The sequence below is a fragment of the Paenibacillus sp. NPDC101420 genome (genome assembly GCF_050277435.1).
GTDB lineage: Bacteria > Bacillota > Bacilli > Paenibacillales > Paenibacillaceae > Paenibacillus_AQ.
The window spans coordinates 1,850,353-1,865,661 of sequence record NZ_JBNNSE010000001.1 but is presented as its reverse complement, the minus strand read 5'-3'; the positions used below and the strand labels follow the sequence as shown (position 1 = coordinate 1,865,661).

The window sequence follows — 15,309 nt, the reverse complement described above, 5'->3', positions numbered from 1 at the left end:
TCAGTGCAAATACTAAGCAATCATAATAATAGAAAACACATAAGTGTGCAATAATATTTGTAATGTGTTGGAATACTATACAAAGTAAAATAAGGTTTTCTAACATCATTCAAACATGATGATAACATGTCGTGTCATGGAAAGCGGTTACTTACGAAAAAGTACAAATATTTATTGACCTGAGGTCATTTATGGACTGGATTTTAGATTTTATTGCAGTTATAATTTGATCTATGGAATGTCCAAGTAGAACACAGATGACATCCAATATTTTAAGGGGGATCACATTCAATGAAAAAAGTTTTCAAGCTATCTCTTGTAATGTTGCTGGCATTCACAGTAGTATTGGCCGGTTGCGGAAACAACAACGCTAAAAATGCTGCAAATGGCGAGACTAATGCAGGAACAAATGGCGGAACAAATGCCGCAAAATCTGATTTCAAATTTGGTATGGTTACTGACATCGGAGGCGTAAACGATAAATCGTTTAACCAATCCGCATGGGAAGCATTACAAGCTCTTGAAAAAGAAACAGGTTCTTCCGTTAAATATTTGCAAAGTAAATCAAACGCTGACTATGAGCCAAACCTTAACCAATTCGTTAAAGATGGCTACAACTTGACTTGGGGTATTGGTTTTGATCTTGGCGACGCAATTAAAAAGGTTGCTGGTGAGAACGCAAATGCTAACTTGGCAATTATCGATAGCGTTGTAGATGCTCCTAACGTAGCATCCGTTACTTTCTCTGAGAACGAAGGTTCCTTCTTGGTTGGTGTGGTTGCTGGTTTGACTACAAAAACTAACAAAGTAGCTTTTATCGGCGGTATGGAAAGCCCAGTAATCAAACGTTTTGAAGTAGGCTTCAAAGCTGGTGTATTAGCAGTTAAGCCTGACGCTAAAGTTACAATTACTTATGCAGGTGCATATGACAAGCCAGATACTGGTAAATCTCTTGCAGCTACATTGTATAACGATGGTAATGACATCATCTTCCCTGCAGCTGGTGCAACAGGAAATGGCGTATTTAACGAAGCTAAATCCCGTAACAAAGCTGGCGGTGCTAAAGTATGGGTTATCGGTGTAGACAAAGACCAATCCATTGAATTTGGTACGGACGTAACTTTGACTTCTATGATCAAACGCGTTGACGAAGCTGTGAAGAAGGTTTCCAAAGAAGTAATCGATGGTACTTTCAAAGGTGGTACTACAACTGTTCTTGGTTTGAAAGACAATGGTGTAGGTATCTCTGATACATCTAAAGTTAACGTTTCTGAAGAGATCTTGGCTAAAGTTGAAGATTACAAAAAACAAATCATTGATGGAACAATTACAGTTCCTACCGAGTAAGATCTCCCTTTTATTTATCGGATTACAATAAGCAACAAAGAATAAGGCCGGTTATGTGCTGGCCTTATTCCTTGTTAAAGCACTGGTTATGATAAGTTGGACACAGTTATACCGTCTTGAAAAGGGCGGTACATCCGTGTCTGCATGGTAGTTATATATTCTGTGATGAGGGTGATTCCATGAGTGCTGCGGCTCCTGTCGTAGAGTTGAAGCAAATCACAAAACGATTTCCTGGTATTGTTGCTAACGATTCCATTAGCTTGACCTTAAAAAAGGGTGAGATTCTTGCATTGCTCGGTGAGAATGGTGCAGGTAAATCAACCCTAATGAATATCGTGTTTGGATTGTATCAACCGGACGAAGGTAGTATTGAAATCGACGGGAAACCGGTTATAATTGATAATCCCAATAAAGCGATTGAGCTTGGTATTGGTATGGTGCATCAGCATTTCAAGCTCGTGGAACCTTTTACGGTTACCGAGAATATTGTTCTTGGGATGGAGCCGAAGAAAGGTCTTAAAATTGACTATAAATCCGCTGCGGAACAGGTTCGGAAGCTATCGGAGCAATATGGCCTGCAAGTGAATCCAAATGCCGTTATTCATGACATTTCTGTAGGTATGCAGCAAAGGGTAGAAATTATGAAGACCCTGTACCGCGGAGCGGATATTCTCATATTTGATGAGCCGACTGCAGTACTTACGCCTCAAGAAATTACGGAATTGATGGCGATTATGAAGCGGCTTGTTGCAGAGGGAAAATCTATTATCCTGATTACGCATAAGCTTAAAGAAATTATGCAAATATCTGATCGGGTCACCATTATTAGACGCGGAAAAGTAATCGATACCGTAAATACCGCAGAGACTAATCCGAATGAACTAGCTGAGAAGATGGTTGGACGTGGCGTAACCTTCAAGGTAGATAAGAAGGCTCCTGAGGTTGGCAAAACTGTACTCGAGCTGAAGGATGTGAACAGCAAGAGTAAAGATGGTGTCTCAGTGCTGGACGGCCTTAGCTTTGATGTGAAAGCCGGAGAAATTCTCGGAATAGCTGGTGTAGATGGCAATGGACAGAGTGAACTGATTCAGGCCATTACAGGTCTGCGTAAAATTGATTCTGGTTCTATTCAGGTGTCCGGGAACGAGATAGCTAATTTATCCCCGCGTAAGATTACGGAGATGAATGTGTCTCATATTCCAGAGGACCGTCATAAGCATGGTTTGGTGCTTGATTTCTCAGTAAGTGAGAACATGGTTCTGGAAACTTACTATAAGAGTCCATATAACAAAAATGGCTTTATGCAAAATGATGTCATTGATAAATATGCTGAAGGTCTTGTGGAGCAATTTGATGTGCGTACACCTTCAATTCAGACCAAAGCACGTTCTCTATCCGGCGGAAATCAACAGAAAGCGATTATTGCTCGGGAAATAGATAAAGATCCGACATTACTTATTGCAGCACAACCAACACGTGGTCTAGATGTTGGGGCTATCGAGTTTGTTCAAAAGCAGCTTATCGCACAGCGTGACCAAGGAAAAGCTGTATTGCTCATTTCGTTTGAATTGGACGAGATTATGAATGTATCAGACAGAATTGCTGTTATCTATGAAGGCAAAATTGTCGGTGAAGTGTTCCCGCAGGATACGAATGACCAGGAACTGGGTCTTATGATGGCAGGCAGCTTGAAGCGGGGAGGTAAGGCAGTTGAATAAGTTCAAAAAAATCTTCACAACTGACAGCTATATCGTTCCTCTTGTCGCCATCGTACTTGGTTTTCTTGTGGGAGCAATAGTTATGCTTATGGGTGGTTATGATCCGATAACTGCTTACTCCGCACTGTTCTCACGTGTATTTGGTAACTTGTACAACTTTGGTGAAGCCGTGCGCGAAATGACGCCATTAATGCTCACTGGTTTAGCCGTAGCCTTTGCATTCCGTTCAGGGATGTTTAATATCGGGGCAGACGGACAAGTGATGATTGGTATGACAGCTGCGACCGTGGTGGGCATTAAATTTGCAGCCTTGCCAGGATTCATATTGGTTCCGCTTGCTGTTATTATAGCGGGGTTATGTGGAGGTCTGTGGGCTGGCATCGCCGGCTACTTGAAGGCCAAACGTGGGATTAATGAAGTTATTACCACGATCATGTTAAACTGGGTTGCTCTGTACTTGTCGAATTATATTGTAAGAGCATTTCTGTTACTCCCGGGACAGAATCGTTCCGAGGATATTCCAGCTTCACTTTCTATGACGTTTTTGAATTCGTTATTTGACAATGCACGTCTGCACTGGGGAACAGCTATTGCCCTTGCCGCAGCAGTATTCTTCTATGTTTACTTATGGAAGACTAAGCAAGGATATGAAATGCGTGCTGTTGGTTACAATCCTCATGCTGCCGAGTACGCAGGTATGAATGTTGGCCGTAACGTTGTAAAAGCAATGTTCATAAGTGGAGTATTTGCAGGGTTGGCCGGAGCAGGGGAGGTACTGGGTGTATTCCATTATCAATCTGTGTTCGCGGCATCACCAGGATATGGTTTTGATGGTATCGCAGTGGCTCTACTTGGTTTAACACACCCACTTGGTGTTGTTCTTGCTGCGATTCTCTATGGTACGTTGACTTATGGTTCTGCAGGAATGAGTTTTGCTGCAGATGTTCCTCCAGAGCTTATTCGTATCGTTATAGGTTCAATCATATTCTTTATTGCGGCACAAGGGATTGTGCGCTGGGTGCTTAAGCCCTTTTACTTCAAGCGCAAGAAAGAGAAGGTGTTATAGATGGATCTGCAGACGTTAGGTCAACTGCTTAATACAACGCTTGTTTTTTCCACAGCGCTCATTTTTGCCTCACTTGGCGGCATCTTCTCTGAACGCTCCGGTGTCGTAAATATTGGACTTGAAGGTTTGATGATGTTTGGTGCTTTTGCCGCAGCAGTAGGCGGTTATTATGCTCAAGATGCTGGGATGGGTGAATGGGCTCCTTGGATTGGCGTACTATGTGCTATGGCCGTCGGGGTAATTGGTTCACTAATTCATGCAGTTGCAGCTATTACCTTTAAATCGGATCAGACGATCAGTGGTACGGTTATTAACTTTTTAGCCGCAGGCAGTACGCTCTACATGGTAAAGCTGCTGTTTGATGGATCTGCTGAAACTCCACTAATCGATGGGTTTAACAAGGTTTCAATTCCTGGACTCTCCAAAATCCCAGTGATCGGTGAAGGGATATTTAATTCCTATCCGACCACTTATCTGGCCATTGTGCTGGTTATTGTTATTTATTTCGTTTTGTTTAAAACGCCATTTGGACTGCGTTTACGCGCAGTAGGTGAACATCCTAGTGCTGCAGACACCTTAGGGGTCAAGGTGAAGCGGATGAGATATATCGGCGTAATGCTGAGTGGATTGCTGGCTGGTATCGGTGGTGCTACAATCACTCTAACTACAACTGGAACCTTTGGGCATAATACGATTTCAGGTCAAGGTTTTATCGCTATTGCAGCGATGATCTTTGGTAAGTGGAATCCGCTTGGTGCCTTTGGTGCTGCTGTATTTTTCGGATTCTCTCAAGCGATCCGTAACTACGTACAATTGTTTGAATGGTCAAAGGACATACCACAAGAGTTCATCTTTATGATTCCTTACGTATTAACGATCATTGTATTGGTGGGTGCTGTAGGTCGTTCCGCTGCTCCTAAGGCATTAGGTCAGCCTTACGATCCTGGTAAACGCTAGATCTTTTCGATTTTTTGCTTATATCATTATCAAGCCGTATTTCCGGACTTTTCCGGAGATACGGCTTTTTTTGTTAGGATCGATATGGATAAACATTAAGAGGTAAGGGCAAGTGTACAGGCGAAGGTACTTTTGTGCGAATAAACTGTTTTGAAGATGGTGGGAATCAGAGGCATGCAAAACTTTTTGGAGGGGATATTATGACTAAGCCAGTTACGAAAAAGCAGGTTATGAGGCTCATAGGTAAACAGATCATCGCTGTGAAAAAAGATGGCACACAGGTTACAGGAAAGCTGCTTCGTGTATCAGGAAATCGTCTTATTTTGCAACGTGTAAGTGGTAAAAAAGTACAAACTAAAGCAATCATTCCATTAGTGTTGTTTGATTTGCTCGCCATTGGTACTGCCCCTTATGCTTATGGTGGAGGTTATGGAGGAGGCTATGGAGGAGGCTATGGTGGAGCTTCACCTTATGGTGGCGGTTACGGATATGGAACTCCTTATGGAGGTTATGGGTACGGAAGCACACCATATTCACCTTTTGGATTCTTTTGAGTTCCGATAAGTGCTGCTTTGGCTAGGAGAATCGTTTCTCAAGCTCGTAACAAAAACTTAGCGATTGATAACGGGCTACGCTGTAGCCCAATTTTCGATAAAAGGCTAGCGCTGCTGCATTCCCTAGATCGACAGATACCTTAGAACGATGACAACCGCGAGAAAGTGCAAATCTTTCTGCCCGATCCATAAGCATATTTCCCAAGTGTTTTCGCCGAGCATCTGGTGCAATGGCTAGCATATCGATGTAGAGTAAATCACCATGCAGCAAGAAATGGACAAACCCGTTTGGATCGCTTTCATAGTCGGGACAGGTGACAAGTGTGATTCCGTGTCCTAGACGACGGGGTAAATCCTTTTTGATTTTAGTGATTTCAGTTTGCGGCAGATGAGATAATGGAACGAGCTGTCGCTCGATTAAATCAAAAATAACAACGTCATCCTGCTTCGGTCGACGATAACGAATCATAGAGCGTCCCCTTTCCACGCATTGTCGTACATCATATGTTGGGAGAGGGGCAGGCGTTCCGAGAGGGTAGAAGCAGGAGTTGTGACGATTTTAAAAATAAGGGTATTGACTATCCGTGATAGGAATCATATAATGTGTCTAAACATTTTAACGAACATACATGTATCGGCAATGATGAGGACGAAGTTTTAAGGGCTCTTTTGCTCAGAGAGTGTGAGGATTTGCTGCAACCTCCACCGAAATCCCTTATATACGAGCTCACCTCGGAGCTGTTTCCCTGAAAGGTCCACTGGCTAGAGTGGTGGAATTATTAGGGGGAATCGTTTAGTCCGCGTTACGGACTTCAGGTTACAGAGATTAGGGCCCTTGCCTACATCGATGGATTTTTGTATACCTGATAAGGCGTTGCATCGCGAGATGTAATGCAAACATGGGTGGTACCACGGAAGATCAACCTTTCGTCCCTCACGCGCTAATACTGTGCGTGGGAGGCGGAAGGTTTTTTTGTTTTATAAATAACTATTTGCTGATGTATAGAGGACGGTCCGTCATTTGCATAATGAATGTTAAATATCGGAGGAGGAATACTGATGAGCGCGCAAATACCGGAATTACGGTCTACAGAGCAGCTAAAAGAAAAATGGATGGAGCCGGAAGTTATTACCGGTTCGGAAATACTACTCCGCAGCCTTGTATTGGAGGGTGTAGACACAGTATTCGGATATCCAGGTGGAGCTGTATTGTACATTTATGATGCATTGTACGGTTTTACGGATTTCAATCACGTGTTAACACGTCATGAGCAAGGAGCGATTCATGCAGCTGACGGTTATGCTAGAGCAAGTGGCAAACCAGGGGTGTGTATCGCAACCTCGGGTCCAGGCGCAACAAACCTTGTAACAGGTATTGCTACAGCATATATGGACTCCACTCCATTGGTCGTAATCACAGGTAACGTTTTCTCAAGCCTGATCGGTACAGATGCTTTCCAGGAAGCAGACATAACTGGAATCACGATGCCAATCACTAAGCACAGCTACTTTGTAAGAGATGTTGAGGATCTCCCTCGCGTAATACATGAAGCTTTCCATGTGGCGAATACCGGTCGTAAAGGTCCAGTATTGATCGATATACCGAAAGATGTGTCGGCAGCAAAGACGTTGTTCACACCAGTGAAGACCGTAAATCTTCGTGGCTACAACCCTTGTACAGTTCCAAACAAACTGCAGCTTGATAAACTGGTTCGTGCGATTGAGGTTGCTGAACGTCCGATTATCATTGCAGGTGGTGGAGTTATCTACTCCGGAGCACATGAGGCTATGTTCGAATTCGTGAAACGGACAGAGATTCCAATAACTACAACCCTGCTGGGACTTGGAGCCTTCCCAAGTGCTGAAGAGCTTTGGATGGGAATGCCAGGTATGCATGGCACATATACCGCAAACAATGCGATTCAGCAATGTGATTTGCTCATTAATATCGGTGCCCGCTTCGATGACCGTGTTACGGGTAGGCTGGACGGCTTCGCGCCAAAAGCCAAGATCGTGCATATCGATATCGATCCTGCAGAAATCGGAAAAAATGTATCGCCTGATATTCCGATCGTTGGAGATGTAAAAACTGTACTGGAAATGCTGATTCCTGAGGTTGGCCGTGCATCTAAGGCTGATGCTTGGAGAACGCATATCGCGCAGTCGAAGCTTGATCAGCCACTTCGGTATAAAGATTCGGAGACAGAGCTTAAACCACAATGGGTTATTGAAATGATTAATGACACCACTAATGGTGAAGCGATTGTTACTACGGACGTTGGCCAGCATCAGATGTGGGCAGCACAATATTACAAGTTCAATCATCCGCGTTCATGGATTACTTCAGGTGGTCTTGGAACGATGGGCTTCGGATTCCCATCAGCTATCGGTGCGCAAATGGCACATCCTGAACGGTTGGTAGTATCGATTAACGGGGATGGCGGTATGCAAATGTGTTCCCAAGAGCTGGCGATTTGTGCGATTAACAATATACCTGTCAAAATCGTTGTTATTAATAATCAAGTGCTTGGAATGGTTCGCCAATGGCAGAATCTTATCTATGACAAACGTTATAGCTATACTGACCTTGCAGGTAGTCCGGATTTCGTTAAGCTGGCTGAGGCCTATGGTGTAAAAGGTCTACGGGCGACGAATAAGGAAGAAGCACGTGATGCATGGCAGAAAGCTCTGGAAACACCGGGTCCAGTATTGGTAGAATTCGTTGTTCCAAAAGACGAGAATGTCTACCCGATGGTAACTCAAGGTTCAACCATCGATCATATGCTGATGGGGGATGAATAACAGTGACAAGACATACGATTTCTGTACTCGTAAATGACCAGCCAGGTGTGCTTCAACGGGTGTCAGGCTTGTTCGGTCGCCGTGGATTTAATATTGAGAGTATTACAGTCGGCCAGTCCGAAGAGGTTGGATTATCCCGGATGGTTATCGTTACTCTTGGCGACCAGCATACCCTTGAACAAATCGAGAAGCAGCTCTATAAGCTAATTGATGTTATCAAAGTTGTTGATCTTGGAGCTAAGCCTATGGTTGCACGCGAGCTGGCTCTGATTAAAGTGAATGCTGATCCAAGTGAGCGTCCGGAAATTTTGGGTGTAGTTGAGACTTTCCGTGCTTCAGTTGTCGATATCGGCAGCACCACTATACTGGTGCAGGTAGTTGGGGAGACACAGAAGATTGACGCGATGATCGAGCTATTGAAGCCTTATGGAATCAGAGAGCTGTCTCGCACAGGTGTTACGGCTATGGTACGTGGCAACTCTTAAATAGTTTATTTTGCGACTTTAACGGATTACTGCTTGATTGCATTAATCTGATATGATATGAATGACATTCCCGCTAAAGAGCGGGAGCTTGAGGAGCAGCTTGATCTAATCGACGAATCCAGTTCTCTTGAAGCACCCGCTCTTTATGATGGGTCTCAAATTAAAGGAGGATATTGACAATGGCAGTTACAACGTACTATGAACAGGATGCAGAACTTAGTGTATTAAAAGGAAAGACAATTGCGGTAATCGGGTACGGTAGCCAAGGACATGCCCAAGCACAAAACCTACGTGACAGTGGTCTTCAAGTTGTCATCGGTCTTCGTGAAGGTAAATCTTTTGAAACTGCGAAAAATGACGGTTTTGAAGTATTGCCAGTAGCTGAAGCAGTATCCCGTGCAGATGTTGTGCAAATCTTAATGCCAGATGAAACTCAAGCATCCGTATATAAAAATGAAGTGGAACCAAACCTCAAAAAAGGCGCAGCTTTGATGTTCTCCCACGGCTTTAACGTACACTTCGGACAAATCGTTGCTCCTAAAGATGCGGACGTGCTGCTCGTAGCACCAAAATCTCCAGGTCACATGGTTCGTCGTACTTATGTTGAAGGCTTTGGCGTTCCTGGCTTGATTGCTATCGAACAAGATGCAACAGGTAAAGCGAAAGAAATCGGTCTTGCTTATGCAAAAGGTATTGGTTGTACACGTGCAGGAGTTATCGAAACTTCTTTCCGCGAAGAAACCGAAACCGACTTGTTCGGCGAACAAGCAGTACTTTGTGGTGGTGTATCCGCACTGATCAAAGCTGGATTCGAAACTTTGACAGAAGCAGGCTATGCTCCTGAAATGGCTTACTTCGAATGTCTACACGAATTGAAACTGATCGTTGACATGGTATACGAAGGCGGATTGTCCAGCATGCGCGATTCCATCAGTAACACTGCTGAGTACGGTGACTATGTAACTGGACCACGCATTGTAACTGAAGATACTAAAAAAGCTATGAAAGCTGTTCTGACAGATATTCAAGAAGGTAAATTCGCTCGTGACTTTATCCTTGAGAACCAATCCGGACGTGCTTTCCTTACCGCTACTCGCCGCAACGAAGCTGCTCACCCAGTAGAAGTTGTAGGTAGCCAATTGCGTGAAATGATGCACTGGATTAAGAAATAATTATAATCATACTTATGATTAAATAGTATTACCTTCAAATGCGGCCGTGACTTTGCGAGCCGCATTTGAGAGTTTCAGCACAATTTTTGGGAGGTGCTTAGCATGCGGAAAATTTATGTGTTCGATACGACACTGCGAGATGGAGAGCAGTCACCTGGTGTGAACCTCAACACGCGTGAGAAAGTGGAGATCGCTTACCAGTTAGAGAAGCTGGGAATTGATCGCATGGAAGCGGGTTTTCCAGCAGCTTCTCCAGGAGATCTAGCTTCTGTTAATGCGGTGGCAAGAGCTGTGAAGAACGTCACGGTAATCGGCCTTTCTCGTTCTAGAGAGACAGATATTGATGCTGTAAAAGAAGCACTACAGGGAGCGCAGGACCCTTGTATTCATATTTTTCTAGCTACATCTCCTATTCACCGGCAGCATAAGCTGCGGATGGATAAGGCTCAGGTGTTGGAAACTGCACAGTCTGCTATCCGATACGCTAAGAAATATTTCCCTAAGCTCGAGTTTTCATTAGAAGACGCGGGCCGTACGGAGTATGATTTCATGGCTGAAATGGTCGGCATGGCTATCCGGGAAGGGGCTAATGTTGTTAATATCCCGGATACTGTGGGTTATTTGAATCCTTCTGAGTACGGAGCTATCTTTAAATATTTAAAAGAGAATGTGCCTGATATTGAACGCGTGCAGCTTAGTGCTCATTGTCATAACGACCTTGGCATGGCTACGGCCAATACGTTAGCCGCGATTCAGAATGGTGCAGATCAGATCGAAGGAACGATCAACGGTATCGGTGAACGTGCCGGGAACACAGCGATTGAAGAAGTGGCATTGGCGCTGGAGACACGTGCTGAATTCTTTGGCGCAAAAACTTCCTTAACTTTGTCCGAGATTTCTCGCACAAGTCGCTTGGTCAGCAAGCTGACAGGTATGGTAGTTCCAGGGAATAAAGCGATTGTAGGAGCTAACGCATTTGCTCATGAATCGGGTATTCACCAGGACGGAATGCTGAAAGAGAAAACCACTTATGAGATCATGACACCGGAGACCATTGGACTTAAAGAGAGCAAACTGGTACTTGGTAAGCACTCTGGACGCCATGCTTTCCGCGATAAGTTAAGTGATCTAGGGTATGATTTATCTGAAGAAGAGCTTAATACAGCTTTTTCAAGGTTTAAGGACTTGGCGGATAAGAAAAAAGAAGTGTCGGATGAAGATATTTTGGCATTAATTGAAGAGAAACTAATTGATACGCCAGAAGTATTCAGACTTCAGACGATTTACGTTACTTACGGTAATAAAGCTGTTCCAACTGCTAAGGTGATTATCGATGGTCCGGAAGCGGAGCCTATTGTAGCAGAGGCAGAAGGCAATGGTTCTGTAGATGCCATCTACAATGCAATTGATAAAGCCACGGGTGAGGAAGTTACCCTTGGGGACTATTCCATTAAATCCGTCTCCCGTGGTAAAGATGCACAGGGCGAGGTTCATGTAGTACTGTCGCAGGGTGAAGTTGCTGCACAGGGTCGTGGACTTAGCACCGATATTCTGGAAGCGAGTGCCCGTGCTTATATTGATGCGCTTAACAAGCTTCTAGAGAAGCGTAAAACTTACACCAAACGTGACCACGCAAGTATATAAAATGTACATTGTATTTTTTATTTTTTAAGTAGTATTACGCTTACTATTAAGATCTAGAAGAGAATACATGAGATACGACAGGGATATGCGAGTTTACATCGCATATCCCTGTTTTTTTATTTGGAAGAAAAAGTATGGAAAAGACTTGTACAGGACTCTGTTCAGATTATGTATAGATGCATTATTTACAATAGATGTAAGCATGGCGATTAGTAGAAGGAGAAAAAATCAAGGAGGTCACTGCGGAGCATTAGAGCATAAGAGCACAAGATCCAAAGTATAGAACTTGGGAAAGCACAATAAACGAATTGAAAAGGAGGCATTTTAATAATGTTATCAAAAAAGAAAATAAGCGCATGGCTCATAGTATTATTACTTGTGACGCAGTGGGCTTATAGCTTTGGCTTCGGGTTCAATACGCCAGCATATGCGAGTGGAAATGGTACTGTGATTGGAGATAATCTCATTACTAGTGTTTCGCTTGCAGTATACACCGATGATAAATACACAAATACGGTTACGGAAAGCGTATATCAGCTTGATTCCTATTCGGAATTAAACTATACATGGGCAATTTCAGATGGGCATGGGTATAAGGAGGGTTCTACCTTTACGTTTGATCTTCCAACACAGTTTGAACTTTATAATGATCTGAATGGTAATCTCATTTTTGACGATGAGCCTGTAGGGACTTATACGGTTGACAAAAATACCAATAAAGTTGTATTCACATTTAACAAATATATTGAATCCCATGATCAAGTGGGCGGCACCTTTACAGTAAGGTCGCTACTGAGCTCCAAAAAGATTACAGGCTCTGCTAAGCAGACAATAACATTCCCTATTCAGGGAGGAACTCAGACCATTGAGCTTAATTTTAAGCCAAAGGTTAGCTCTACGATAGAAAAAAACGGTTCACCGAAACCGCAGTATTATAACCCAACAAGCATTGCTTGGACGGTTGATGTAAACAAGGTTCTGGATAGTGTTTACAATGCAGAGGTTACAGACAAGCTTCCTTTGGGATTGTCTTTAAATACCGTATCTATTGCTGTTTATGAGCTTGACGTGAATGTCGATGGGACTGCAAGTCTTGGTAGTTTGGTGAATAGCGGCAAGTATGATGTATCCGCCTCCTCTTCAGGTGAGCTTAAACTTAAATTTACGGATAACCCGATCACCAAGGCCTATCGAGTTCAATTTTATACAGATATTACCGGTTCAGGTATAGATGCAGCATCGTTCTATAATGAGGCTATTCTAACTGGGGATGGCGGGATTTCTAAGAAAGCTAGTACTACAGTTACAGTTGGGCGCGGCAAGCCGCTGTCGAAAGAGTCCACTGGATACGATGCGGCAACTCAGACGATTTCTTGGGCTGTTAATTTCAATTACAATGAAAAAACAATTTTAGCGGCAAATGCTATCTTAAAGGATATGTTTAACAACTCCCAAGATTTAATCCCTACCTCTGTCAAAGTCTATCCGGTAACGATTGACAGCAATGGTAAAGGGATCAAAGGCGCAGAACTTGCTTCAAGCGAATATACGGTGACGCCAACAACTGCAACGGGGTTAAATGGTTTTGATCTGAAATTCAACAATGATTTAAGTTCTGCTTACCGAATTGAATATCAGACAAAAGCAAATGGCCGTGTATTTGATGATGGCCAAATTACGAACAAGATTACTTATGATGGAAAATCAGAAACTGGAAATCGCGATATTAAACAGCAAATTCTTCATAAGAACTATAGCAATGTTAATTATGCGACAAAGACTATTGATTGGACGATTCAAATTAACGATGACAGCAAGACTATGGAAAATTTAGTGGTGACCGATACTTTTGGCAACGCGGGATTAAAGCTAATTCCTGGCACATTAAAGGTTAAACCGACCAAAGGTGGAACTGCTACCGTTCATACTGTTGTTTACAATGATCATAATCCACCTGCAGTGGACGATGGGTTTGTAATTACTTTTAATGGTTCAATTAATGAGCCTTATACTATTACTTATACAACAAGCTTTAACTATGATTGGCTGGCTTCGGGCAAAACGCAATTTTCAAATAAAGGTGCACTCGATTGGAAAGAAACGGTGAATGGGGTACAGGAGCCAAAGCATAAAGAAGCGACCTCAACCTTTAATCCAAGAGATGAAGTTAAAAAAAATGGGAAAAAGAGTGGGTCCTACAATGCTGTAACCAAAGAGATCACCTGGAATATTGGTGCCAATTATAATCAGAAAACGTTAAGCCAAGCACAATTGGTAGATACCATTTCGGCTGGGCAAGTCGTCAACGAGGATTCTGTAAAAGTTTATAAATGGGAATATGGGAAGAATGGTGATCCTTCTCCTCAAGCTAACGTGAATTCCGCTGATTATAATGTGAAGCTAAATGGTAATGAGCTGAAGGTGACATTTAATAAAACCATTAATTATGCGTTCTACGTCACTTTCAAAACTACATTCGCTGATCAAGCGATTGATTCAAATGAAATTAAAAATACAGCCATATTGTATGACGGTACGAAAGAAGAATCCGCAAAACTGGAAGCCACTGTTAGTATTCCACAAGGTGGGGAATACGTTAATAAAGGCGGCGATCAGGACGGCAATAAAATACATTGGACAGTTAACATCAACCGTAACCAATCTTTTGTAAAAGAAGCGGTAATTACAGATATTCCGAGTGATAATCAGATCCTACTGTCTAATACTTTTCATGTCTATAAAACGACTGTTAAAGCTGATGGGACTATAACACCAACCAATCAAGAGTTGATCAAAGATACGGATTATAAGCTGGAGATTACTGCGGACAGCAATGGAAAGGAAAGCTTTGAGCTTAGTTTCCTAAAGGATATTTCGGAGGCTTATATTCTGAAATATGACTCCCTGATTACAGCACAGAACAATGATAAAGTAACCAATAAAGTTAGTTTTGATGGTAAGAACGTCAAGGTAATAACAAATGAAAGTACCAAGGAAATTACAGTTAAGCTTTCCAGCGGTTCTGGAACAGGAAGTGGTGTAAGAGGACCCCTGACCATTACGAAGATAGACTTTAGTAATCCTGCAAAGCTACTAAGTGGAGCTACATTTGATCTATATCGCGTTGTTGACAACGATAAGATCTGGATAAAGGACGGTACTACAGATATAAATGGGATACTCGAATTTACCAAGCTTACCGGTGGGAAATATGTAGTGATTGAGAAAACAGCACCTGTGGGTTATGTACTTGATCAAACACCACATGAAGTGACTATTGCCTTGACGACAGGGGTAAGTCTTGAGGTGAAGAATAAAGTTCCAACACCAACAGCAACACCCGCTCCGACAGTAACACCGGCGCCAACGGTCACACCGACGCCGACAGCAACACCGACGCCGACAGCAACACCAACGCCGACAGCAACGCCGACGCCGACAGCAACGCCGACGCCGACAGCAACACCGACGCCGACAGCAACGCCGACGCCGACAGCAACGCCGACGCCGACAGCAACACCGACGCCGACAGCAACGCCGACGCCGACAGCAACGCCGACGCCA

At 43.2% G+C, this 15,309-nt stretch carries 11 protein-coding genes; 10 read left to right on the top strand and 1 reads right to left on the bottom strand.

The genetic code is table 11. The features are described from left to right. Window positions 1-291 precede the first annotated feature (291 nt). From ACQKMP_RS08050 to ACQKMP_RS08030, 5 genes are all read left to right on the top strand, one after another. Window positions 292-1,347 carry a BMP family lipoprotein gene (locus ACQKMP_RS08050; RefSeq protein WP_042185713.1) on the top strand — a complete coding sequence of 352 codons (1,056 nt, stop codon included), beginning with the start codon at window positions 292-294 and terminating at the stop codon, window positions 1,345-1,347. A gap of 179 nt (window positions 1,348-1,526) precedes the next feature. Beyond that, complete coding sequence (locus tag ACQKMP_RS08045) at window positions 1,527-3,065, top strand: ABC transporter ATP-binding protein (RefSeq protein ID WP_042125080.1); 1,539 nt, start codon at window positions 1,527-1,529, stop codon at window positions 3,063-3,065. Beyond that, window positions 3,058-4,131 carry an ABC transporter permease gene (locus ACQKMP_RS08040; RefSeq protein WP_042125082.1) on the top strand — a complete coding sequence of 358 codons (1,074 nt, stop codon included), beginning with the start codon at window positions 3,058-3,060 and terminating at the stop codon, window positions 4,129-4,131. The genes ACQKMP_RS08045 and ACQKMP_RS08040 overlap by 8 nt, the downstream gene beginning before the upstream one ends. Further along, window positions 4,132-5,088 carry an ABC transporter permease gene (locus tag ACQKMP_RS08035; RefSeq protein WP_042125085.1) on the top strand — a complete coding sequence of 319 codons (957 nt, stop codon included), beginning with the start codon at window positions 4,132-4,134 and terminating at the stop codon, window positions 5,086-5,088. A gap of 200 nt (window positions 5,089-5,288) precedes the next feature. Next, the gene (locus ACQKMP_RS08030; protein ID WP_427469137.1) at window positions 5,289-5,642 is read left to right on the top strand and encodes a hypothetical protein; all 354 of its coding nucleotides are present in this window, start codon (window positions 5,289-5,291) and stop codon (window positions 5,640-5,642) included. Between the two features lie 22 nt (window positions 5,643-5,664). Here the strand turns inward: ACQKMP_RS08030 and ACQKMP_RS08025 are convergent, their stop codons facing one another. Next, window positions 5,665-6,111, bottom strand: a complete 447-nt coding sequence (locus ACQKMP_RS08025) for a GNAT family N-acetyltransferase (protein ID WP_042125089.1) — start codon at window positions 6,109-6,111, stop codon at window positions 5,665-5,667. A gap of 590 nt (window positions 6,112-6,701) precedes the next feature. Between ACQKMP_RS08025 and ilvB the strand changes: the two genes are divergently transcribed. From ilvB to ACQKMP_RS08000, 5 genes are all read left to right on the top strand, one after another. Then, window positions 6,702-8,444 carry a biosynthetic-type acetolactate synthase large subunit gene (ilvB, locus tag ACQKMP_RS08020; RefSeq protein ID WP_042125091.1) on the top strand — a complete coding sequence of 581 codons (1,743 nt, stop codon included), beginning with the start codon at window positions 6,702-6,704 and terminating at the stop codon, window positions 8,442-8,444. Next, window positions 8,441-8,929 (top strand): acetolactate synthase small subunit, encoded by a 489-nt coding sequence (ilvN, locus tag ACQKMP_RS08015; protein ID WP_170880323.1) that lies wholly within the window; start codon window positions 8,441-8,443, stop codon window positions 8,927-8,929. Before ilvB ends, ilvN begins: the two co-directional genes overlap by 4 nt. A gap of 179 nt (window positions 8,930-9,108) precedes the next feature. Beyond that, the gene (gene ilvC, locus ACQKMP_RS08010; protein WP_036679485.1) at window positions 9,109-10,101 is read left to right on the top strand and encodes a ketol-acid reductoisomerase; all 993 of its coding nucleotides are present in this window, start codon (window positions 9,109-9,111) and stop codon (window positions 10,099-10,101) included. Between the two features lie 102 nt (window positions 10,102-10,203). Then, a complete protein-coding gene (locus ACQKMP_RS08005; protein WP_042125095.1) occupies window positions 10,204-11,745 on the top strand; it encodes a 2-isopropylmalate synthase in 1,542 nt (513 codons plus the stop codon). Window positions 11,746-12,075: 330 nt separating this feature from the next. Further along, on the top strand, window positions 12,076-15,309 hold a 3,234-nt coding region (locus ACQKMP_RS08000; RefSeq protein ID WP_427469136.1), incomplete at its 3' end, for a collagen binding domain-containing protein.

Coding starts and splice junctions, on each gene's coding strand:
- ACQKMP_RS08030 (WP_427469137.1), top strand. CDS start 5,289: ATGACTAAGCCAGTTACGAAAAAGCAGGTTATGAGGCTCATAGGTAAA.
- ilvB (WP_042125091.1), top strand. CDS start 6,702: ATGAGCGCGCAAATACCGGAATTACGGTCTACAGAGCAGCTAAAAGAA.
- ACQKMP_RS08035 (WP_042125085.1), top strand. CDS start 4,132: ATGGATCTGCAGACGTTAGGTCAACTGCTTAATACAACGCTTGTTTTT.
- ACQKMP_RS08045 (WP_042125080.1), top strand. CDS start 1,527: ATGAGTGCTGCGGCTCCTGTCGTAGAGTTGAAGCAAATCACAAAACGA.
- ACQKMP_RS08005 (WP_042125095.1), top strand. CDS start 10,204: ATGCGGAAAATTTATGTGTTCGATACGACACTGCGAGATGGAGAGCAG.
- ilvC (WP_036679485.1), top strand. CDS start 9,109: ATGGCAGTTACAACGTACTATGAACAGGATGCAGAACTTAGTGTATTA.
- ACQKMP_RS08050 (WP_042185713.1), top strand. CDS start 292: ATGAAAAAAGTTTTCAAGCTATCTCTTGTAATGTTGCTGGCATTCACA.
- ACQKMP_RS08025 (WP_042125089.1), bottom strand. CDS start 6,111: ATGATTCGTTATCGTCGACCGAAGCAGGATGACGTTGTTATTTTTGAT.